The following is a 19,000-nucleotide window of genomic DNA, read 5'->3' as shown; positions in this document are numbered from 1 at the left end:
CCGGCTGTGATCCCGTGTTGTGCAGTCGTTCCGTCAGCGGACGGCTTCGAACCCGTTGCACCAGGCGCGCCAGTCGGCACTGCCGGGGCGATAGGGGTTGTCACGACGCGTGCGATGGCTGCGGGCCGCATCCTCGCCTTCCATGCGCACCATGTCGTCGCGCGTCAGGGCGAAATTCGCTGCCTTCATCATTCGATTTTCCTTCACGATATCCATCAGTCCCTCCCGTCTTCTGGATCACAACATTTGGTCAACCATGCGACGGGGCCGCTCTATAGGGCGGCTTCGGCTTCCGGCAAAGGGCCGGTAGCGAATTTTCTGGTCGATGGTTTCCGCGTGAAAACATGTGCCCGTTTCCTTTCGCGCGCAACTGACACTATGTTTCGCTTCGTAGCATTCCGCTTTCGCTTTTCGCTCACAATCGAACGAGGGTCCGCATGTTGTCCGAGCGTCAGGCCCGAATCGTCGAAACGGCCAAACGTGAGGGCAAAGTTCTCGTCGACGCCCTGGCTGGCCGGTTCGAGGTCAGCGTCCAGACGATCCGCAAGGACCTGAACGAGCTTTGCGAGCAGCGCCTGCTCTCGCGCATCCATGGCGGCGCGGTGCTGGGATCAGGGGCCGAGAACGTCGGCTATGATGCGCGCCGTGCCATCGCCGCAACGGAAAAGCTCGAGATCGGTCGCGCGGCCGCCGACCTCGTGCCCGATCGGTCCTCGCTCTTCATCAACATCGGCACGACGACGGAGGCGGCGGCCCAAGCGCTGCTGCATCATGCAGGTCTCCTCGTGATCACGAACAATCTAAACGTCGCCAACGTCATGCGGGCGAGCCCGCATATCGAGGTGATCGTGGTCGGCGGCGTGATCCGGCGCACCGACGGCGGCATCGTCGGGGAAGCCGCGGTCGACTTCATCCGACAGTTCAAGGTCGACTTCGCCATCGTCGGCGTCTCGGCCATCGATTCCGACGGTGCCCTTCTCGACTTCGACTACCGCGAGGTTCGCGTAGCGCAGGCGATCATGGCCAACGCCCGCCATGTGATCCTCGTTTCCGACTCCTCGAAGTTCGAGCGCAGCGCACCCGTTCGAATCGGCCACATCTCGCAGGTGCAAAGCTTCGTCACCGATCGCTGCGGCTCGGAGGAAGTGCGCGACATTTGCCATCAGGCCGGGGTCCGACTGGTGGAAACTGCGGCAACGGCGGATCCGATCTGACGCCGCTTGACTTTCGTTTGTTTTCGTTTGTAATCGCCTTACTTTCGCATTTGCGCGGTTCTTGCTGCATTGCGAAAGCGGTGAGGTCATGCAGCGCTTCGACGTCTTCATTATCGGTGGCGGGATCAACGGCTGCGGCATCGCTCGCGACGCCGCCGGTCGCGGATACTCGGTCGGCCTGGCGGAAGCCAAGGATCTGGCGAGCGGTACGTCCTCATGGTCCACCAAGCTGATCCATGGCGGCCTGCGCTATCTCGAGCACTACGAGTTCCGTCTGGTGCGCGAGGCGCTGATGGAGCGTGAGGTGCTCTGGGGCATCGCGCCCCACATCATCGAGCCGCTGCGCTTCGTGCTGCCGCACCATGCGGGCCTGCGCCCGTCCTGGCTGCTGCGCCTCGGCCTCTTCCTCTACGATCATCTCGGCGGCCGGAAGAAGCTGGCGGCGACCCGCACGGTCGATCTTCGCGGCCCGCTCGGCGCGCCGCTGAAGCACGAGTTCACCAAGGGCTTCGAATATTCCGATGCGCGCGTCGACGACACGCGACTGGTGGTGCTCAACGCCCGCGACGCACGGCGCCATGGCGCCTCGATCCGGGTGCGGACGCGCGTCACGGGCGCCCGCCGCGAGGCCGACGGTTGGACGATCACGCTCGAGGACACCGAGACCGGCACGGTCGAGACCGTTGCCGCGAGGTTTCTCGTGAATGCAGCCGGCCCCTGGGTCGATCAGGTGATCCGATCGGCGATGGGCCGGAACGACGCGCACAACATCCGTCTCGTCCAGGGCTCGCACATCGTCATGCGCAAGCTCTTCGATCACGACCGCGCCTACATCTTCCAGAACGCCGATGGCCGGATCATCTTTGCGATCCCCTACGAGCGCGACTTCACGCTCGTCGGCACGACCGACCGCGATTACACCGGCGACCCGGCGAAGGCCGCGATCAGCGAGGAGGAGACGACCTACCTCCTCGACGCCGCGAGCGAATATTTCGAGACGCCGCTGCGGCGCGAGGACATCGTCTGGACCTTCTCGGGTGTGCGTCCCCTGTTCGACGACCACGCCTCGAGAGCGCAGGAGGCGACGCGCGACTATGTCCTGAAGGTGGACACGTCGGCGGGCGCGCCGCTTCTCAACATCTTCGGCGGCAAGATCACCACCTACCGTCGGCTCGCCGAAGACGTTCTCGGCTCGATCGAGAAGGCGCTCGGTGCCAAACGCGGCGCCTGGACCGGCGAGGCCCCCCTCCCCGGCGGCAATTTTCCGGTGGACGGTCTCGGCCTGCTCGAAGCCGAACTTGCGTCGCTCGCGCCGAGCCTTTCGAAATCGACCCGCGAACGCCTCGTCCGCGCCTATGGCACGGATGCCCTGGCGATGGCCAAGGACGGTGGGGCCGACTGGGGCCGCGACCTCGGCCACGGCCTCAGCGAGCGCGAGGTCGCGTGGCTCGTGCACAACGAATGGGCTCGCAGCGTCGAGGACGTCCTGTGGCGCCGCTCCAAGCTTGGCCTGCGCTTTGCGCCGGACGAGACGGGGCCGCTGGAGGAATGCCTTCGAACCCTTGTCGCGCGGGAGCGAAGTCCGGGGCTCGCCGCTGAGTAGCGCGGGTCGCACCGGAGGACGGGTGCGAACGCGGTGATGAAATCAAGGCTGCACGGGAGGAAACGGGTGCTGCTTTTGGAACAGGTCGGCAAGCGCGTCGGCGCCGAGACCCATATCGAGGACGTGAGCCTGACGCTGCAGCGCGGCTCGCTGAACGTCCTTCTGGGCCCGACCCTGTCGGGCAAGACGAGCCTCATGCGCCTGATGGCCGGGCTCGACCGGCCGACGAGCGGCCGTATCTTCATGGACGGGCACGACGTGACGGGCGTGCCCGTGGCCAAGCGCAACGTCGCAATGGTCTACCAGCAGTTCATCAACTACCCCGCGATGACGGTGTTCGAGAACATCGCCTCGCCGTTGCGCGTGAAGGGGCGACCCGAAGCGGAGATCCGCGCCGAGGTGACGAATGCGGCCAAGCTGATGAAGCTCGAGCCCTATCTCGATCGCACCGTGCTCAATCTTTCCGGCGGCCAGCAGCAGCGGACCGCGCTAGCACGTGCGCTCGTCAAGAAAGCCGACCTCGTGCTTCTCGACGAGCCGCTCGCCAATCTCGACTACAAGCTGCGCGAGGAACTGCGCGAGGAGCTGCCACGCATCTTCGCCGAAGGCGGCGCGATCTTCGTCTATGCGACGACGGAGCCGACCGAAGCGCTGCTTTTGGGCGGCAACACCGCGACGCTCTCCAAAGGGCGTGTCACCCAGTTCGGCCCGACCCCCGACGTCTACCGTCGCCCGGCGGACCTTCAGACCGCGCGCATCTTCTCCGATCCCCCGCTGAACGTCCTGCCGATGGGCGCGCGCGGTGGCCAGCTCACGTCGCCGCACGGGTTCTCCATACCGGCGCCGGGCCTCGCCGATGGCGACTACTTCGCCGGCGTCCGGGCGCACCATCTGCGTGCCGGTTCGGCCGCGCCGGGTGCAGCCAGCTTCGAGGCTCGCGTCGTGGTGACCGAGGTCACTGGCTCGCAGACCTATCTGCATGCCGACCTCGGCGGCGAGCGCATCGTGGCCGTCCTGCCGGGCGTCCGCTCGGCCGAGCGCGGCGATCCGATCACTCTGCATTTCTCGCCCGCCGACATGCGCATCTTCGGCGCCGACGGGCGGGCGGTTGCCCCGGCCCTCGCGCGCGCGGCCTGAGGGAGGAACCGATGGCCAAGATCCAGCTCGACCATATCCGCCACGCCTACACGCCCGAACTCGCGCGCGCCGGGACCTACGCCCTGCGCGAGGTCGACCACGTGTTCGAGGACGGCGGCGCCTACGCCCTGCTCGGCCCGTCGGGCTGCGGCAAGACCACGCTCCTCAACATCATCTCCGGCCTCCTGACTCCGTCCGAGGGGCGGCTGCGGTTCGGCGAGCGCGACGTGACCGACCTTGCGCCCGAGGCCCGCAACATCGCGCAGGTCTTCCAGTTTCCGGTCATCTACGACACGATGACCGTGGCGGAGAACCTCGCTTTCCCGCTGCGTAACCGGAAGGTGCCGGAAGCCGAGATTTCGCGGCGCGTCGCCACGATGCTGGATCGCCTCGCCCTCACCCCGAAAGCCAACCGCAAGGCGCGCGGCCTAACCGCCGACGAGAAGCAGAAGATTTCGCTCGGTCGCGGCCTCGTGCGCAACGACGTCAACGCCATCCTCTTCGACGAGCCGCTGACCGTCATCGACCCGCAGATGAAGTGGGTGCTGCGCTCGCTCCTGAAGGAGCTTCATCGCGAGTTCCGCGCGACCATGGTCTACGTCACGCACGACCAGACCGAGGCGCTGACCTTCGCCGAGAAGGTCGTCGTCATGTACGAGGGTCAGGTCGTGCAGATCGGCACGCCGAAGGAGCTCTTCGAGCGGCCGCGCCACACGTTCGTCGGCTACTTCATCGGCTCGCCGGGCATGAACGTCCTGCCCTGCCGCATCGAAAACGGCCGCGCGATCCTCGAGGGCGGATCGGTCGAGACGCGCTCGGCGGCCCCAGGCGCCGCCCGCAAGATCGAGCTCGGCGTGCGCCCCGAGTTCGTGCGCCTCGTTCCGCAGGGAAGCGAGGGGTCGCTGCCGATCCGCATCGACAAGATCGAGGACATCGGCGCCGAGCGCATCGTGCGCGCGCGTCTGGGCGCCGACAAGCTCGCCGCGATCCTGCCCGAGGGCGCCGAGGTACCGGCGGATGCGGCCGTGCGATTCGAGCCCGGCGCGGTGAACCTCTATGCCGACAGCTGGCTCGTGGCGGAAAGGGGCTGAACCATGGAGAAGACCTGGAACAACAAGGCCTGGTTCATGGTGCTGCCGGTGCTTCTGCTGGTGGCCTTCTCCGCGGTGATCCCGCTGATGACCGTGGTCAACTACTCGGTGCAGGACTCGTTCGGAAACAACGAGTTCTTCTGGGCCGGGACCGAGTGGTTCACCGACGTCCTCCAGTCCTCGCGCTTTCACGACGCGCTGGTGCGCAACCTGATCTTCTCCGGCATCATCCTTGCGATCGAGGTGCCGCTCGGCATCCTCGTGGCGCTGGCCATGCCGAAGAAGGGCATCTGGGTGCCGGTCTGCCTCGTGCTCATGGCCCTGCCGCTCCTCATTCCCTGGAACGTCGTCGGCACGATCTGGCAGGTGTTCGGGCGCACCGACATCGGCCTGCTCGGGCACACGCTGGCGAGCCTCGGCATCCCGTACAACTACGTGCAGAACTCGTTCGACGCCTGGGCGACGCTCATCGTCATGGATGTCTGGCACTGGACGAGCCTCGTCGTTCTCCTCTGCTACGCCGGCCTCGTCTCGATCCCCGACGCCTATTATCAGGCCGCCAAGATCGATGGCGCCTCGCGCTGGGCGGTGTTTCGCTACATCCAGCTGCCCAAGATGGGCCGCGTGCTCCTGATCGCCGTGCTGCTGCGCTTCATGGATAGCTTCATGATCTACACCGAACCCTTCGTGGTGACGGGCGGCGGTCCGGGCAATTCGACGACCTTCCTGTCGATCGACCTCGTGAAGACCGCGGTCGGGCAATTCGACCTTGGACCGGCCGCTGCGATGAGCCTGATCTACTTCCTGATCGTGCTCCTCCTGTCCTGGGTCTTCTACACGGTGATGACCAACGCCGGCACCGATCGGCCGAGCGCGGGAGACCAAGCATGAGTGCGACCACCGTCTCCACTGGCGAGGCACATGCCGCCATTCCCCCGGCGCTGCATTCCGAACAGGCGCTGAAGGCGCGCTCGCGCATGGCGTCCGGCCGGTTCCGGCCCAAAGCCCTGATCCCGGCGATCTACATCCTGTTCCTGCTCCTGCCGATCTACTGGCTCGTCAACATGAGCTTCAAGACGAACCAGGAGATCGTGTCGACCTTCACGCTGTGGCCTCAGAACCCGACGCTCGACAACTACCGGACGATCTTCACCGACCCTTCCTGGTACTCCGGCTACATCAACTCGATCATCTATGTCGTGATGAACATGGTGATTTCGGTCTCGGTGGCGTTGCCGGCGGCCTACGCCTTCTCGCGCTACCGGTTCCTCGGCGACAAGCACCTCTTCTTCTGGCTGCTGACCAACCGCATGGCGCCGCCGGCCGTCTTCGCCCTGCCCTTCTTCCAGCTCTACTCCGCCTTCGGCCTGATCGACACGCATATCGCGGTGGCGCTCGCGCACTGCCTCTTCAACGTACCGCTGGCGGTGTGGATCCTGGAAGGCTTCATGTCCGGCGTGCCGAAGGAGATCGACGAGACCGCCTATATCGACGGCTACTCGTTCCCGCGCTTCTTCTTCAAGATCTTCATGCCGCTGATCGCGAGCGGCATCGGCGTCGCCGCCTTCTTCTGCTTCATGTTCTCCTGGGTCGAACTCCTGATTGCGCGGACACTGACGGTGACCGACGCCAAGCCGATCTCCGCCATCATGACGCGCACGGTCTCGGCTTCCGGCATGGACTGGGGCGTTCTGGCGGCCGCCGGTGCGCTGACCATCATTCCGGGCGCGATCGTGATCTGGTTCGTCCGAAACTATATAGCCAAGGGCTTCGCCCTGGGCCGCGTCTGAGGAGGCACGAATGGACTTCTCATGGATGGCCTGGACCTGGCCGACCGCCGCCTTCTTCCTCTGCATCTTCGCCCTCATCGCCATGATGGGCGTCTGGGAGGTGGCGTCACCCGGCGGCAGCCCGCGGGTCGGCGTGCTGCGCTTCGAGACGACGCGCGGCGACCGCCTGTTCGTCTCGCTGCTCGGCTCGGCCTTCATCTGCCTCGGCTCGCTGTTCCTCTTTCCCGACGCCCAGCTCTGGTGGGCGCTGGGTGTCTGCCTCGTCTATGCGGGGCTCGTGTTCCGCTTCGTCTGAAGCGGCGGAAAACCCCGTCGCGCGCGGCCGGTCGCGCGGGAGGGCTCGTGGGACCGGCCGCAGACTGCATGGCTCTTGGGAGGACACCGACATGAAGAAACATTGGATGATGAGCGCGGCGGGCATTGCCATCGCGCTCGCCGCCGGGCCGGCCTTTGCCGACATGAACGCGGCCAAATCGTTCCTCGACGCCGAGATCAAGGACCAGTCCAGTCTCTCGCGCGCCGAGCAGGAAGCGGAGATGCAGTGGTTCATCGATGCCGCGAAGCCCTTCGCCGGCATGGAGATCAAGGTCGTCTCCGAGAACATCACGACCCATGACTACGAGTCGAAGGTGCTTGCGAAGGCCTTCTCCGACATCACCGGCATCAAGCTGACGCACGACCTGATCGGCGAAGGCGACGTGATCGAGAAGCTGCAGACGCAGATGCAGTCGGGCGAGAACATCTACGACGCCTATGTCAACGATTCGGATCTGATCGGCACGCACTGGCGCTACAATCAGGTGCGCAACCTCACCGACTGGATGGCCGGCGAGGGGAAGGACGCCACCTCGCCGACCCTCGACATCGCCGACTTCATCGGCACCAGCTTCACCACAGCGCCCGACAAGAAGCTGTACCAGCTGCCCGATCAGCAGTTCGCCAACCTCTACTGGTTCCGCTACGACTGGTTCAACGACGAGAAGAACAAGGCCGACTTCAAGGCGAAGTACGGTTACGATCTCGGCGTTCCGGTCAACTGGTCGGCCTACGAGGACATCGCCGAATTCTTCACCGGTCGCGAGATCGACGGCAAGAGGGTCTACGGCCATATGGACTATGGCAAGAAAGACCCCTCGCTCGGCTGGCGCTTCACCGATGCCTGGCTTTCGATGGCCGGCAATGGCGACAAGGGCCTGCCGAACGGCCTGCCGGTGGATGAATGGGGCATCCGCGTCAACGACCAGTCGCAGCCGGTCGGCTCGTGCGTCGCCCGCGGCGGCGACACCAACGGTCCGGCGGCCGTCTACTCCATCGAGAAATATCTCGAGTGGCTGAAGAAATACGCTCCGCCGACCGCGCAGGGTATGAACTTCTCCGAGTCCGGCCCGGTGCCGGCGCAGGGCGAGATCGCACAGCAGATCTTCTGGTACACGGCCTTCACGGCCGATGCCGTCAAGAAGGGCCTGCCGGTGGTCAACGAGGACGGTACGCCGAAGTGGCGCATGGCCCCCTCCCCGCACGGCGTCTATTGGGTCGAGGGCATGAAGCTCGGCTACCAGGACGTCGGCTCGTGGACGCTGATGCAGTCCACGCCGACCGAGCGTGCCAAGGCTGCCTGGCTCTATGCCCAGTTCGTCACGTCCAAGACGGTGGACGTGAAGAAGAGCCACATGGGTCTCACCTTCGTGCGTGAATCGACGATCCGGCACCAGAGCTTCACCGACCGCGCCAAGGACCTCGGCGGCCTCGTCGAATTCTACCGCTCGCCGGCTCGCAAGCAGTGGTCGCCGACCGGCACGAACGTTCCCGACTACCCGAAGCTCGCCCAGCTCTGGTGGCAGGCGATCGGTGACGCGGCGGCCGGCAACAAGACCCCGCAGGAAGCCATGGACTCGCTCTGCGCCGAGCAGGAGAAGGTCATGGCGCGCCTCGAGCGGGCTGGCGTGCAGGGCGAGAAGGGACCGAAGCTCAATGAGGAGCACGATCTCGCGTACTGGAACGCCGAGGCTCAGAAGAACGGCACCCTCGCTCCCCAGATGAAGAAGGAGAACGAGAAGGAAAAGCCGATCACGGTCAACTATGACGAGCTCGTCAAGAGCTGGTCCGACATGGCCCAGGGCGGCGACGCCGGCATGACGGCCACGCCCGCTTCGGCAACGCCGAAGAACTGACCGCTGCGCCTTGAATGACGCGGGAGGGCCGGTCGACCGGCCCTCCCGCACCCGTTTGAAACCAGAGGGCTTCGCTTCATGACCGGATACGTGCTGGCGATCGATCAGGGCACCACGTCCTCGCGCGCCATCGTCTTCGACGATTCGTTCCGCGTGATCGGTGTTGGCCAGCAGGAGTTCGAACAGATCCTGCCTCGCTCGGGCTGGGTCGAGCACGACCCGGAAGCGATCTGGCGCTCCGTCGTCGAGACGGTGAAGACGGCGCTCGCCGACGCATCTCTCTCAGCCAGGGACATCGCCGGCATCGGCATCACCAACCAGCGCGAGACGACGCTGATCTGGGACCGCGAAACCGGCCAGCCGATCCACAACGCCATCGTCTGGCAGGACCGGCGGACCGCCGACATCTGTCGCCGCCTTGCGGAGGACGGCGCGGAGGGGATGATTTCCGAGCGCACCGGCCTCGTGATCGACCCTTACTTCGCGGGCACCAAGATCGCCTGGATGCTCGACAACGTGGCGGGCGCGCGGGCCAGGGCCGAAGCCGGCAAGCTCGCCTTCGGCACCGTCGATACGTTCCTGCTCTGGCGCCTGACGGGCGGGCGCGTCCACGCGACCGACGCCACCAACGCCTCGCGCACCATGCTCTTCGACACCCAGCGCAACGAGTGGGACGACGAGTTGCTGCGCCTTCTCCGAGTGCCGCGCGCGATCCTCCCCGAGGTGCGCGACTGCGCGGCCGATTTCGGCACGACCGACGCCTCGCTCTTCGGCGAGGGCATCCGCATCTGCGGCATCGCCGGCGACCAGCATGCCGCCACGCTCGGCAACGCGTGCTTCCAGCCGGGCATGATGAAGTCGACCTACGGCACCGGATGCTTTGCCGTGCTCAACACCGGCACGGAGCGTGTTCGCTCGGCGAACCGGCTCCTGTCCACCATCGCCTACCGGCTGGACGGGAAGACGACCTACGCGCTGGAAGGCTCGATCTTTATCGCCGGCGCCGCGGTGCAATGGCTACGTGACGGGTTGAAGATCGTCGAGAAGGCATCAGACACCGGACCGATGGCGACGCGCGCCGACGAGGGGCAGGACGTCTATCTCGTGCCCGCCTTCACCGGCCTCGGCGCGCCGTGGTGGGACGCCGAGGCGCGCGGCGCAATCTATGGGCTGACGCGCAACACGGGGCCGAACGAGATCGCCCGCGCGGCGCTGGAAGCCGTCTGCTTCCAGACGGCAGACCTCCTGTCGTCCATGCGCCGCGACTGGAAGGGCGCGTCCGACACGGTGCTGCGGGTCGACGGCGGCATGGTCGCGAGCGACTGGACGATGCAGCGTCTCGCAGACATTCTCGACGCGCCGGTAGACCGACCGACCGTCCTGGAGACCACGGCACTCGGCGCCGCCTGGCTCGCAGGGCATCACTGCGGCGCGTGGCCTGACATGGGCGGCTTTTCGGCCCGCTGGCGGCTGGAACGCCGCTTCGAGCCGGCGATGGGAGCCGTGGAGCGCGGCGCCAAGCTGAAAGGCTGGTCGCAGGCGGTGCGCCGTACGTTGACGGAAACGGTGGCCGGTTAGGGGCGACCCAACGAGCGTAGGGACAAGCCAGCGGCGGATTTCAATTCCCAACACGGGGACAGACGCCGACGTCATCGTCGAACGTCGAGACCGGTCATGAAATGCGCCGGCGGGTCGTCTTGGCGGCCCCCCGACGCAGCGCCTCAGAAGACGGTCACGTCCGCCCCGTCGCGCAGCGAAGCGATCTGGCAGCCCGGATTGAAGAGGTCCGCAGGATCGAGCAGCGCCTTGATGCCGGTGAGAATCTCCTGCTGCACGGGCGATCGGCGCGCGGCGAAGTCGTCGCGCTTCAGTCGCCCGATTCCATGTTCGGCGCTGATGCCCCCCTCATAGCGATCGACGATCGCGTTCAGCACCTTCTTGGCCGACGCCAGCTTCGCGTCGCGCTCCTCGCGCGGCAGGCCGGCCGGCGGCAGCACGTTGAAGTGGATGTTGCCGTCGCCGACATGGCCGTAGGCAACGGGCAGGCAGTCCGGCAGACGTAGGGCCATTTCCCGCATGCCCTCCTCGATGAACGCGGCGACCTTGGACGGCGGCACGGACAAGTCGGTGCGAAGGTGGACGCCGCGCTTCGCCTGCCCCTCGTTCATGCCGTCGCGGATCTGCCAGAGGTCGGCAGCCTGCGACTGCGAAGCCGCGAGGACGCCGTCGATCACATAGCCGCGTTCCATCGCGAGTTCGAAGAAGCGCTCGACCAGGGGCTTCAGATCGAGCGAGCCCGTGGCCGCGACATCGATCAGCGCATAGGCTGGCGCATCGGCGATCTGCGGCAGCGCGAGGCTCGGATCCGCTTCCTTCGCCAGCGTCATGCCCTCGGGCGGCACCAGCTCGAAGGCCGACAGGAGATCGCAACATTCGCGCCGCGCCAGCGCATAGAGCGCCATCACGTCGTTGCGGTCGGCCAGCGCCAGGAACGCCGTCTCGACATGCGAAGGCTTCGGGACGAGGCGGATCGCTGCGGCCGTGATGAGGCCGAGCGTCCCTTCGGCGCCGATGAAGAGCTGCTTGAGATCGAGACCGGAATTGTTCTTGCGCAGCGTCGACAGGCCGTTCCAGACCGTCCCATCGGCCAGCACCACCTCGAGGCCGAGGATCATCTCGCGCGTCATCCCGTAGCGCAGGACATTGATGCCGCCAGCATTGGTCGAGATGTTGCCGCCGATCTGGGCGCTTCCCTCCGCGCCGAGCGACAGCGGGAAGAACAGGTCCTCCGCTTCGGCCGCGTCCTTGATCGCGGCGAGCACGCAGCCGGCCTCGACCACGGCGGAAAAGTCGGCCGCGTCGATGTTGCGGATGCGGTTCATGCGCTCGGTCGAGACGACGACGTGGCCTCGCGCGCTCGTCGGAAGCGCCCCCAACACCAGCCCTGTGTTGCCGCCCTGCGGGACCACGGCCAACCCATGTTCGGCGCAGAAGCGCACCATGGCGGACGCCTCTTCCGTGTCGCCGGGCCGCAGAACCGCGACCGCGCTGCCCTCGACGTCGCCGTGCCAGTCCCGCCGGTAGCGCAGCGTGTCGGTCGGCTCGGTCAGGACGGAGCGCGGCCCGAAGCGCTCGAGCATCATCGCAGCCAGATCCGCGGCGTTGGTCAGCTTGGTATCCATACTCGTATCCTCCCGGTCTCCGCTCGATGGCACGCCTCACCAAGCGGATTCAAGCTCGTATCCTTGCGCTGGCTAGCCGGCAGGCGTCCGGGCCCCGTTGCGCTCGAGCCAGGTTTGGAGCTCGGCCTCGGCCTGATCGAGCCCGGCACGGTTCAGCAGCCGGCGCATCAGGGCCAGACTGACGCAGCGCGTTCGCAGGTTGAAGAGGTCAGCACCGCCCGCGCCGTCATAGGCGCCCACCTTCTCGTAGACCTGCTGCAGCCGGTTCTGGACGCTGCGCAGCGAAATGCCGCGACGCTCGGCGATCATCCGGTCGGTGAGGCCGAGGGCGAGATCGACGAGCACCTCGTATTCGACGTCGGACAACCCTTCCGAACGATTGGCCGCCTTCTGCTGAACGCCGCGGATCTCGCGGTCGATCACGCACTGCCCTTCGACGAAGACGCCCTTCAGCGCGAGCCCAAGCCGTTCCTCGGATGCCGACTTCAGGATGTAGCCGTAGGCCGCGCCCGCCGGCACGATGCGCGAGACACCGCGCACATAGGCTTCGTCCGCGTAGTTCGACCAGAAGATGATGCTGGTGTCCGGCCGGTCGCGCCACAGGGAGCGGGCCAACTCGACGCCGGTCCGGCGGGGCATCTGGAGATCGACCACGATCGCGCGGGCCTCAAAGCGCCGGGCGAGCTTCTCGCCCTCCTCGCCGTCCGCCGCCTCGATCAGCGCGCGCCCCGGCAGCACGGCGCGGATCACGTCGCGCAGGAAAGCGCGGTGCACGGCGTCGTCCTCGACGAGAAGAATGTCCTGTTCGCTCACCGCGAAGCCCTCCGTTCGATCGGCAGGACCAGCGACATCAGGGTTCCGCGCCCGCCCGGCAACCCGTCGAGGAAGAAGCTTGCCGAAATGAGCCGGGCCCGCGTCTGCATGTTTCGGATGCCGCCGACCCGGCGACGCTGCGGCATCGGCGCAAAGCCCACGCCGTCGTCACGCACCTCGATCTGCAGGGCGCCATCCTTGCGCACGGCGATGCCAACGTCGATCCGCGACGGATCGGCGTGCCGCGCGGCGTTGTTGACGGCCTCCTGCACGATGCGGAACAACGCCACGCGAAGTGCCGGATCGAGTTCGTCGACGAGACCATCGCTGGTGTCGCCGAGCTGCCACTGGATCCCGCTGTCGGCGGCCACGCGTCCGAGAAAGTCTTCGACACCCTCGGCGAAGCCGAACAGTTCGAGGACATTGGGTCGAGCGTCGTCGATGATGCGCCGGAGTTCGCCGACACAGCGATGAAGTCCGACGATCGCCGGCGACAGGCTGTCGGGATCGACCAGCCCTTCGCGCAGCGCCTCCAGACGTCGGACGATGCGGGTCAGGTCCGCCAGCGTCTGGTCGTGAAGGTCCATGCCGATCCGCTGGCGTTCACGCTCCAGTTCTTCCGTCAGGCGCAGCGCGCCCTCGCGCAGGCCCTCCTCGCGAGCCCGCCCCTCGGCCTCCTCGATGGCGAGGCGGCGTGTCTCCTGGCTGGCCCGTAGGGCGTAGAAGTAAGGAGCCAGGAGGTCCGCGACGTGCCGCGCCAGCGAGGCGTCGCCCTCGCCGTAGAAGTCGGCATCGTGCTTGGAACAGGAGAACGCGCCGATCACCTCGCCGCGCACGAGAAGCGCGGTGTGGATCCGCGAGCGCAGGTTCTGGTCGAAGATCGGGTGATTGAAGGCGCCCTCGAACCGGAAGCGCGGGTCCAGCGTCGCATCGCCCGTCCGCATCACGAGGGTCTCGCCCTGCAGGATGCTGCGGATCGGGCTTCCCGATACGGGAACGGGGTGCGGGTTCAAACTCCAGTCCGTGTGGAGTCCGGCCTCGTAGGCAGCGTGGATCGTGCCCTCCGAACCGAGGAGGCAGATGTCGAGATGGTCGTGCGGCAGCACATCGCCGAGCTCGGCCGAGACCGCCTGGATCGCCGCCTGGAAATCGAGATGACCCGCCATCGCTCGCGAGATGCGCAGAAGGTGTGCGAACACGGCCTCCGAACCCGGCACGGCTCGGACGGGCGCTTCGGCGGGCAGGACGTTGCGGGCAAGGGTCATGGCCCGATCGCATCATGTTTGCGGTCGCGCCGCCAGCCCGCAACGCGCGGTCGACGGTGGAAGCGACGCACGACGTTTGCGGGAACCCGCAAAAGCCTTGCGCAAATCGGGTTGGACATCCGCCTTCGCGGCGTTCCACACTGCGCTTCGGCCGTCGGGAGCGGCCAAGCCTCGCGCGTCTCGCGCCGGGCCGGATGGGAGGGCCGATGCGGCCCATGGGAGGACCACTGATGCTGAAGCATCTTCTGATGGCCGGCACGGCCGCCGCATGCCTTTTCGCCGCCGGCTCGGCCTTCGCCGACACCGCGGACAAGACCATCGCCCTGTCGAACAACTATGCCGGCAACTCCTGGCGCCAGGCGATGCTGCAAAGCTGGAAGACGGTCACCGACAAGGCCGTCGCGGACGGCGTCGTGAAGTCGGCCGACGCCTTCACGACCGCCGAGAACCAAGCGACCGAGCAGGCCGCGCAGATCCAGAACATGATCCTGCAGGGCTACGACGCGATTGTCATCAATGCGGCCTCGCCGACCGCGCTGAACGGTGCGGTCAAGGAAGCCTGCGACGCGGGCATCACGGTCGTGTCGTTCGACGGCATCGTGACCGAACCCTGCGCCTGGCGCGTCGCGGTCGACTTCAAGAAGATGGGCTCGGGCCAGCTCGACTACCTCGCCAAGCGCTATCCCGACGGCGGCAACCTGCTCGAGATCCGCGGCCTCGCCGGCACGTCGGTCGATACCGAGATCCACGAGGGCATCGCGGCAGGCGTCGCGGCCAATCCGAAGTTCAAGATCGTCTCCGAGGTCCAGGGCGATTGGACGCAGACCGTGGCCCAGAAGTCGGTCGCGGGCGTCCTGCCGAGCATCCCGCAGGTCGTCGGCGTGGTGACGCAGGGCGGCGACGGATTCGGCGCGGCGGAAGCCTTCACCGCCGCCGGCCGCCCGACGCCGACCATCATCATGGGCAACCGCCAGGACGAGCTCGCCTGGTGGAAGCAGCAGAAGGACAAGGACGGCTACGAGACCATGTCGGTTTCGATCGCGCCGGGCGTCTCGACGCTGGCCTTCTGGGTGGCGCAGCAGATCCTCGACGGGCAGGAGGTCCCGAAGGATCTCGTCGTACCGTTCCTGTCGATCGACCAGGCCGGGCTCGAAGAGTCGCTGAAGACGACCCCGGAAGGCGGCGTCGCCAATGTCGAGTACAGCCAGGACGACGCCAAGAAGGTGATCGCCGAGGCGAAGTGACGCGAAGCGGCGGAGGACGCATCCCGTCCTTCGCCGCCTGCTTCCGCGATTCGATTTCGAGAGCATTCCCATGATGCCATCCGACGGCGGCCTCGCGCCCGCCCACGCATCCGCACGCCCGCTGGTGGACCTTCGCGGCGTCGCGAAGGCCTACGGCGCCGTGCGCGCGCTTGGCGGCGTCGACTTCGCGATCGCGCCCGGCGAGTGCGTCGGCCTCGCCGGCCACAACGGCGCGGGCAAATCGACGCTGATGCAGGTGCTCGCCGGCAATGTGCGACCCGATGCGGGGACGCTGTCGGTCTCGGGATCGGACGAAACGGGCCACTATTCCGTCGAGCGGGCGGGCAAGCTCGGGGTGCGCTGCGTCTTTCAGGAACTGTCGCTCTGCCCGAACCTGACCGTGACCGAGAATGCGCGCGTCCGGCATCCCTTCCTCAAGGGGTTCGGCTGGCGCAAGCGCGCGGCGCGGCTCATCACCGGGCAACTCGACACGATCTTTCCGGGACATGGCATCCGGCCGGGCGACCTTGTCTCCGACCTCGCCCTCGGCCAGCGGCAGATGGTCGAGATCGCGACGGTCTTCGCGGCCGGCGAGACGCCGCTCTCGCTCGTCATTCTCGACGAGCCGACCTCCTCGCTCGACGCGCAGGTGGCGAGCCAGTTGCTCGCCCATGTCCGGCGCTTCGTGGAGGGCGGTGGGAGCGTCGTCCTGATCTCCCACATCCTCGGTGAAATCCTCGAAACCTGCGACCGCATCACCGTCATGAGCGACGGCAAGGTGGTCGCCGACCGCCCTGCTCGGGCGTTCACCCGCCATTCGCTGGTCGAGGCGATGGGCCATGTTGCGCATGGATCGGAGGAGACCGCCGAAGCGGCGGCCGCCCCCCGATCCGCGGCGCCGATCGTTGCGTCCGCCGCGCCGCCGCGCCAGGGCAACGGTCGCCGCGTCGAGGCACGCCGTGGCGAGATCATCGGGCTCGGTGGCCTCGCGGGCCACGGACAGACAGCGCTGCTGGTGCTTCTGCAGAACGCGTCGGGCGGACGCTCGCGCTACGCCGAGCTTCAGGGCCGCACGGCCTTCGTCGCCGGCGACCGGCAAACCGATGGCGTGTTCCCGCTCTGGTCGATCGGCGGCAACGTCACGGTCCGATCGCTGAAAGCCATGAGCCGTTTCGGGCTGATCAACCCGAACGCCGAGCGCGCCATGGAGGAGGAGTGGAAGGCGCGCATCGCGATCCGCACGCCCGACATGGCCAACGGCATCCTGACGCTCTCGGGCGGCAACCAGCAGAAGGCGCTGTTCGCGCGTGCACTGGCCTCCGACGCCGACATCGTCCTGATGGACGATCCGATGCGCGGCGTCGACATCGGCACCAAGCAGGAGGTCTACGCCCTGATCCGCGCCGAGGCTGCCAAAGGCCGCACCTTCCTCTGGTACACGACGGAGTTCGACGAATTGCGCGCCTGCGACCACGTCTATGTCTTCCGGTCCGGGCGCATCGTGGCCGACATGGCGCGCAGCGAACTGTCGGAAGCGCGGGTCCTCCAATCCTCCTTCGAGGAGAGCGCGGCATGACGCGCTCCCCTGCCCTCGCCCGCACGCTGCGCGACCTGCTTCCGCCGATCTCGCTGGCGCTGCTCCTCGTCGCGATCTTCGTCATTCAGCCGCGCGCGATGAGCTATCTCGGCCTGTCGCTGATGCTCAACCTCGCGCTTCCGATCGCACTCGCGACGATGGCGCAGCTCTGCGTCATCGCGGTCAACGATCTCGACCTGTCGATCGGCGGCTTCGTGTCCTTCGTCGCCTGCATCGGCGCGACGCTGATGAACGAGACGCCGCTCTACGGCATTCTCGCGCTCGCCGGCTGCATCGGCGTCTACGCGCTCCTCGGCGCGCTGATACACCTGCGCAACCTGCCGTCGATCGTCGTCACGCTCGGCATGAGCTTCGTCTGGCTCGGCGCTGCCGTGCTTCTTCTGCCGAGCCCCGGCGGCACCGCTCCGACCTGGCTCTCCGGCCTCGTGAAGCTGAAGACGCCGCTCGTGCCGCTCACCATCATCGCGAGCGCGCTGCTTGCCGTCACGGGACATTTCCTCCTGATGCGCTCGTCCTTCGGCGTGGTGCTGCGCGGCGCCGGCGGCAATCCGCAGGCGGTCCAGCGTGCCGGCTGGTCGCTCCTGCGTGCCAAGATGACGATGTATGCGCTCTGCGGGTTCTTCGGCGTCCTCTCCGGGCTTGCCCTCGTCGGCCTCACCACGTCGGCCGACGCCAACATCGCCCTTCGCTATACGCTCCTGTCGATCGCGGGCGTGATCCTGGGCGGCGGCGAGTTCACCGGCGGGCGCATCTCGCCGATCGGCGCGGTGCTCGGCGCCCTGACGCTGACGCTCGCGGGCTCGCTCCTGTCGTTCCTGCGCATCTCGCCGGACTGGCAGATCGGGGCGCAGGGAGCGATCCTGATCGTGGTGCTGGCGCTGCGCGCCCTCGTCAACCGCGTGGAAAGGCAGGCGGCATGAAGAGCGCGACCACCCCCTCCCCGGCGACGCGCCGAGCGGGCCCGAGCCGTCCCTGGATCTTCTCGTTCCTCGGCGCGGGCGCGGTGTTTCTCGCCACCATCGCCTTCACCGGCGGCACGGGCGCCGGCCAGATCCTCTCCACCGCCCTCACCTTCGCGACGATGTACGTGATCGTCGGCCTTGGGCAGATGTTCGTCATCACGACGGGGCCGGGCAACGTCGACCTCTCGATCCCCTCGACGATCGCGCTTGCGGGCGCCGTGTCGATGACGGTCATGGGCGGCAACGATGCGATGATCCTGCCGGGGCTTCTCGCCGCGCTCGGGGTCGGCGTCGTGGTCGGCTGCTTCAACTTCGCGCTGATCCGGCTTCTCCAGATCCCGCCGATCATCGCGACCCTTTCGGCGAGCTTCCTGATCCAGTCGGTCGCCATCGCCTATGGTCGCGGCCTGCGCGTGCGCCCGCCGGAAGCCTTCGGCGACTTCACCACCGGCCGCGTCCTCGGCGTTCCCTATCTGGCGATCGCAACGCTCGTGGTTTGCGTTCTGATGGGCATCGTCCTTCATCGCACGGTCTACGGACGGTCGATCGCCGCGATCGGGCAGAACGCGCGCGCCGCCTCGCTGGCGGGCATTCCCGTTGAGCGGCTGCGCTGGGTGACCTACGTCCTGTCGGCCCTCCTTGCGGGCCTCTGCGGCGCGGTCCTCGCCGGCTTCTCCGGCGGCTCGTCGCTCAACATGGGCGAGGAGTATCTCCTCGCCTCGATCGCCGTGGTCGTGGTGGGCGGATCGTCGGTCTCGGGCGGGCAGTCGAACGTGCCGGGCCTCTGGGGCGCATCGATCTTCCTCTACCTCCTCGTCACGATGCTCAACACGTTCGGCGTCGGTGCAGGCCTGCGGCTGCTGCTCACCGGCCTCATCATCATCGCCATCATCACGATCGCCGGCGGTCCGAAGACCGGGCGCAACTGAGG

Annotated in this window: 17 protein-coding genes; 13 read left to right on the top strand and 4 right to left on the bottom strand. The window is 67.0% G+C overall.

Translation table 11 applies throughout. The features are described from left to right. Positions 1–33: 33 nt before the first annotated feature. A complete protein-coding gene (locus tag ACLNGM_RS12170) occupies positions 34–192 on the bottom strand; it encodes a hypothetical protein (RefSeq protein ID WP_175526770.1) in 159 nt (52 codons plus the stop codon). Positions 193–437: 245 nt separating this feature from the next. On the opposite strand from ACLNGM_RS12170, the gene ACLNGM_RS12165 reads away from it, so the two are divergent. From ACLNGM_RS12165 to glpK, 9 genes are all read left to right on the top strand, one after another. Further along, positions 438–1,214 carry a DeoR/GlpR family DNA-binding transcription regulator gene (locus tag ACLNGM_RS12165; RefSeq protein WP_416355117.1) on the top strand — a complete coding sequence of 259 codons (777 nt, stop codon included), beginning with the start codon at positions 438–440 and terminating at the stop codon, positions 1,212–1,214. An 88-nt stretch (positions 1,215–1,302) separates the two neighbouring features. Then, positions 1,303–2,817: a glycerol-3-phosphate dehydrogenase gene (gene glpD / locus ACLNGM_RS12160; RefSeq protein ID WP_416355116.1), complete on the top strand. Its 1,515-nt coding sequence runs from the start codon at positions 1,303–1,305 to the stop codon at positions 2,815–2,817. Between the two features lie 66 nt (positions 2,818–2,883). After that, complete coding sequence (locus ACLNGM_RS12155) at positions 2,884–3,954, top strand: ABC transporter ATP-binding protein (protein WP_416355115.1); 1,071 nt, start codon at positions 2,884–2,886, stop codon at positions 3,952–3,954. 11 nt (positions 3,955–3,965) lie between these two features. Further along, entirely contained in the window at positions 3,966–5,045 is a 1,080-nt protein-coding gene (locus tag ACLNGM_RS12150; protein ID WP_416355114.1) for an ABC transporter ATP-binding protein, read from the top strand. Positions 5,046–5,048: 3 nt separating this feature from the next. Further along, positions 5,049–5,936, top strand: a complete 888-nt coding sequence (locus ACLNGM_RS12145) for a carbohydrate ABC transporter permease (RefSeq protein ID WP_055886867.1) — start codon at positions 5,049–5,051, stop codon at positions 5,934–5,936. Positions 5,937–6,022: 86 nt separating this feature from the next. Beyond that, positions 6,023–6,835 carry a carbohydrate ABC transporter permease gene (locus ACLNGM_RS12140; protein WP_090961240.1) on the top strand — a complete coding sequence of 271 codons (813 nt, stop codon included), beginning with the start codon at positions 6,023–6,025 and terminating at the stop codon, positions 6,833–6,835. A 10-nt stretch (positions 6,836–6,845) separates the two neighbouring features. Further along, the gene (locus tag ACLNGM_RS12135) at positions 6,846–7,130 is read left to right on the top strand and encodes a DUF2160 domain-containing protein (protein ID WP_090960404.1); all 285 of its coding nucleotides are present in this window, start codon (positions 6,846–6,848) and stop codon (positions 7,128–7,130) included. 106 nt (positions 7,131–7,236) lie between these two features. Next, entirely contained in the window at positions 7,237–9,006 is a 1,770-nt protein-coding gene (locus ACLNGM_RS12130; protein ID WP_416358434.1) for a carbohydrate ABC transporter substrate-binding protein, read from the top strand. A 78-nt stretch (positions 9,007–9,084) separates the two neighbouring features. Then, on the top strand, positions 9,085–10,584 hold the full coding sequence (glpK, locus tag ACLNGM_RS12125; protein WP_416355113.1) for a glycerol kinase GlpK: 1,500 nt from the start codon (positions 9,085–9,087) through the stop codon (positions 10,582–10,584). A gap of 143 nt (positions 10,585–10,727) precedes the next feature. Here glpK and ACLNGM_RS12120 read toward each other — a convergent pair whose 3' ends face one another. From ACLNGM_RS12120 to ACLNGM_RS12110, 3 genes are all read right to left on the bottom strand, one after another. Then, entirely contained in the window at positions 10,728–12,188 is a 1,461-nt protein-coding gene (locus ACLNGM_RS12120; protein WP_416355112.1) for an FAD-binding oxidoreductase, read from the bottom strand. 72 nt (positions 12,189–12,260) lie between these two features. Next, entirely contained in the window at positions 12,261–13,001 is a 741-nt protein-coding gene (locus tag ACLNGM_RS12115) for a response regulator (protein WP_416355111.1), read from the bottom strand. After that, positions 12,998–14,266, bottom strand: coding sequence for a GAF domain-containing sensor histidine kinase (locus ACLNGM_RS12110; protein ID WP_416355110.1), 1,269 nt, complete (start codon positions 14,264–14,266; stop codon positions 12,998–13,000). The genes ACLNGM_RS12115 and ACLNGM_RS12110 overlap by 4 nt, the downstream gene beginning before the upstream one ends. Positions 14,267–14,496: 230 nt before the next feature. Here ACLNGM_RS12110 and ACLNGM_RS12105 point away from each other — a divergent pair, with 230 nt between their 5' ends. The 4 genes from ACLNGM_RS12105 (at position 14,497) to ACLNGM_RS12090 (ending at position 18,998) form a co-directional block, all read left to right on the top strand. Continuing rightward, positions 14,497–15,510 carry an ABC transporter substrate-binding protein gene (locus ACLNGM_RS12105; protein ID WP_090960420.1) on the top strand — a complete coding sequence of 338 codons (1,014 nt, stop codon included), beginning with the start codon at positions 14,497–14,499 and terminating at the stop codon, positions 15,508–15,510. A gap of 70 nt (positions 15,511–15,580) precedes the next feature. After that, on the top strand, positions 15,581–17,086 hold the full coding sequence (locus tag ACLNGM_RS12100; protein WP_416355109.1) for an ATP-binding cassette domain-containing protein: 1,506 nt from the start codon (positions 15,581–15,583) through the stop codon (positions 17,084–17,086). Further along, positions 17,083–18,027 carry an ABC transporter permease gene (locus tag ACLNGM_RS12095; RefSeq protein WP_416355108.1) on the top strand — a complete coding sequence of 315 codons (945 nt, stop codon included), beginning with the start codon at positions 17,083–17,085 and terminating at the stop codon, positions 18,025–18,027. Before ACLNGM_RS12100 ends, ACLNGM_RS12095 begins: the two co-directional genes overlap by 4 nt. Then, the gene (locus ACLNGM_RS12090) at positions 18,024–18,998 is read left to right on the top strand and encodes an ABC transporter permease (RefSeq protein ID WP_416355107.1); all 975 of its coding nucleotides are present in this window, start codon (positions 18,024–18,026) and stop codon (positions 18,996–18,998) included. The genes ACLNGM_RS12095 and ACLNGM_RS12090 overlap by 4 nt, the downstream gene beginning before the upstream one ends. Positions 18,999–19,000 lie beyond the last annotated feature (2 nt).

Source organism: Aureimonas phyllosphaerae, from assembly GCF_047943035.1.
GTDB classification, from domain to species: domain Bacteria; phylum Pseudomonadota; class Alphaproteobacteria; order Rhizobiales; family Rhizobiaceae; genus Aureimonas; species Aureimonas phyllosphaerae.
This window is presented reverse-complemented; position numbering and strand designations above follow the sequence as displayed.

Excerpts from the sequence above, each read along its gene's own strand:
- ACLNGM_RS12120 (WP_416355112.1), bottom strand. The coding sequence starts at position 12,188 with ATGGATACCAAGCTGACCAACGCCGCGGATCTGGCTGCGATGATGCTC.
- ACLNGM_RS12135 (WP_090960404.1), top strand. The coding sequence starts at position 6,846 with ATGGACTTCTCATGGATGGCCTGGACCTGGCCGACCGCCGCCTTCTTC.
- ACLNGM_RS12140 (WP_090961240.1), top strand. The coding sequence starts at position 6,023 with ATGGCGTCCGGCCGGTTCCGGCCCAAAGCCCTGATCCCGGCGATCTAC.
- ACLNGM_RS12130 (WP_416358434.1), top strand. The coding sequence starts at position 7,237 with ATGATGAGCGCGGCGGGCATTGCCATCGCGCTCGCCGCCGGGCCGGCC.
- ACLNGM_RS12150 (WP_416355114.1), top strand. The coding sequence starts at position 3,966 with ATGGCCAAGATCCAGCTCGACCATATCCGCCACGCCTACACGCCCGAA.
- glpK (WP_416355113.1), top strand. The coding sequence starts at position 9,085 with ATGACCGGATACGTGCTGGCGATCGATCAGGGCACCACGTCCTCGCGC.
- glpD (WP_416355116.1), top strand. The coding sequence starts at position 1,303 with ATGCAGCGCTTCGACGTCTTCATTATCGGTGGCGGGATCAACGGCTGC.
- ACLNGM_RS12095 (WP_416355108.1), top strand. The coding sequence starts at position 17,083 with ATGACGCGCTCCCCTGCCCTCGCCCGCACGCTGCGCGACCTGCTTCCG.
- ACLNGM_RS12090 (WP_416355107.1), top strand. The coding sequence starts at position 18,024 with ATGAAGAGCGCGACCACCCCCTCCCCGGCGACGCGCCGAGCGGGCCCG.
- ACLNGM_RS12145 (WP_055886867.1), top strand. The coding sequence starts at position 5,049 with ATGGAGAAGACCTGGAACAACAAGGCCTGGTTCATGGTGCTGCCGGTG.
- ACLNGM_RS12105 (WP_090960420.1), top strand. The coding sequence starts at position 14,497 with ATGCTGAAGCATCTTCTGATGGCCGGCACGGCCGCCGCATGCCTTTTC.
- ACLNGM_RS12165 (WP_416355117.1), top strand. The coding sequence starts at position 438 with ATGTTGTCCGAGCGTCAGGCCCGAATCGTCGAAACGGCCAAACGTGAG.
- ACLNGM_RS12170 (WP_175526770.1), bottom strand. The coding sequence starts at position 192 with ATGATGAAGGCAGCGAATTTCGCCCTGACGCGCGACGACATGGTGCGC.
- ACLNGM_RS12110 (WP_416355110.1), bottom strand. The coding sequence starts at position 14,266 with ATGACCCTTGCCCGCAACGTCCTGCCCGCCGAAGCGCCCGTCCGAGCC.
- ACLNGM_RS12100 (WP_416355109.1), top strand. The coding sequence starts at position 15,581 with ATGATGCCATCCGACGGCGGCCTCGCGCCCGCCCACGCATCCGCACGC.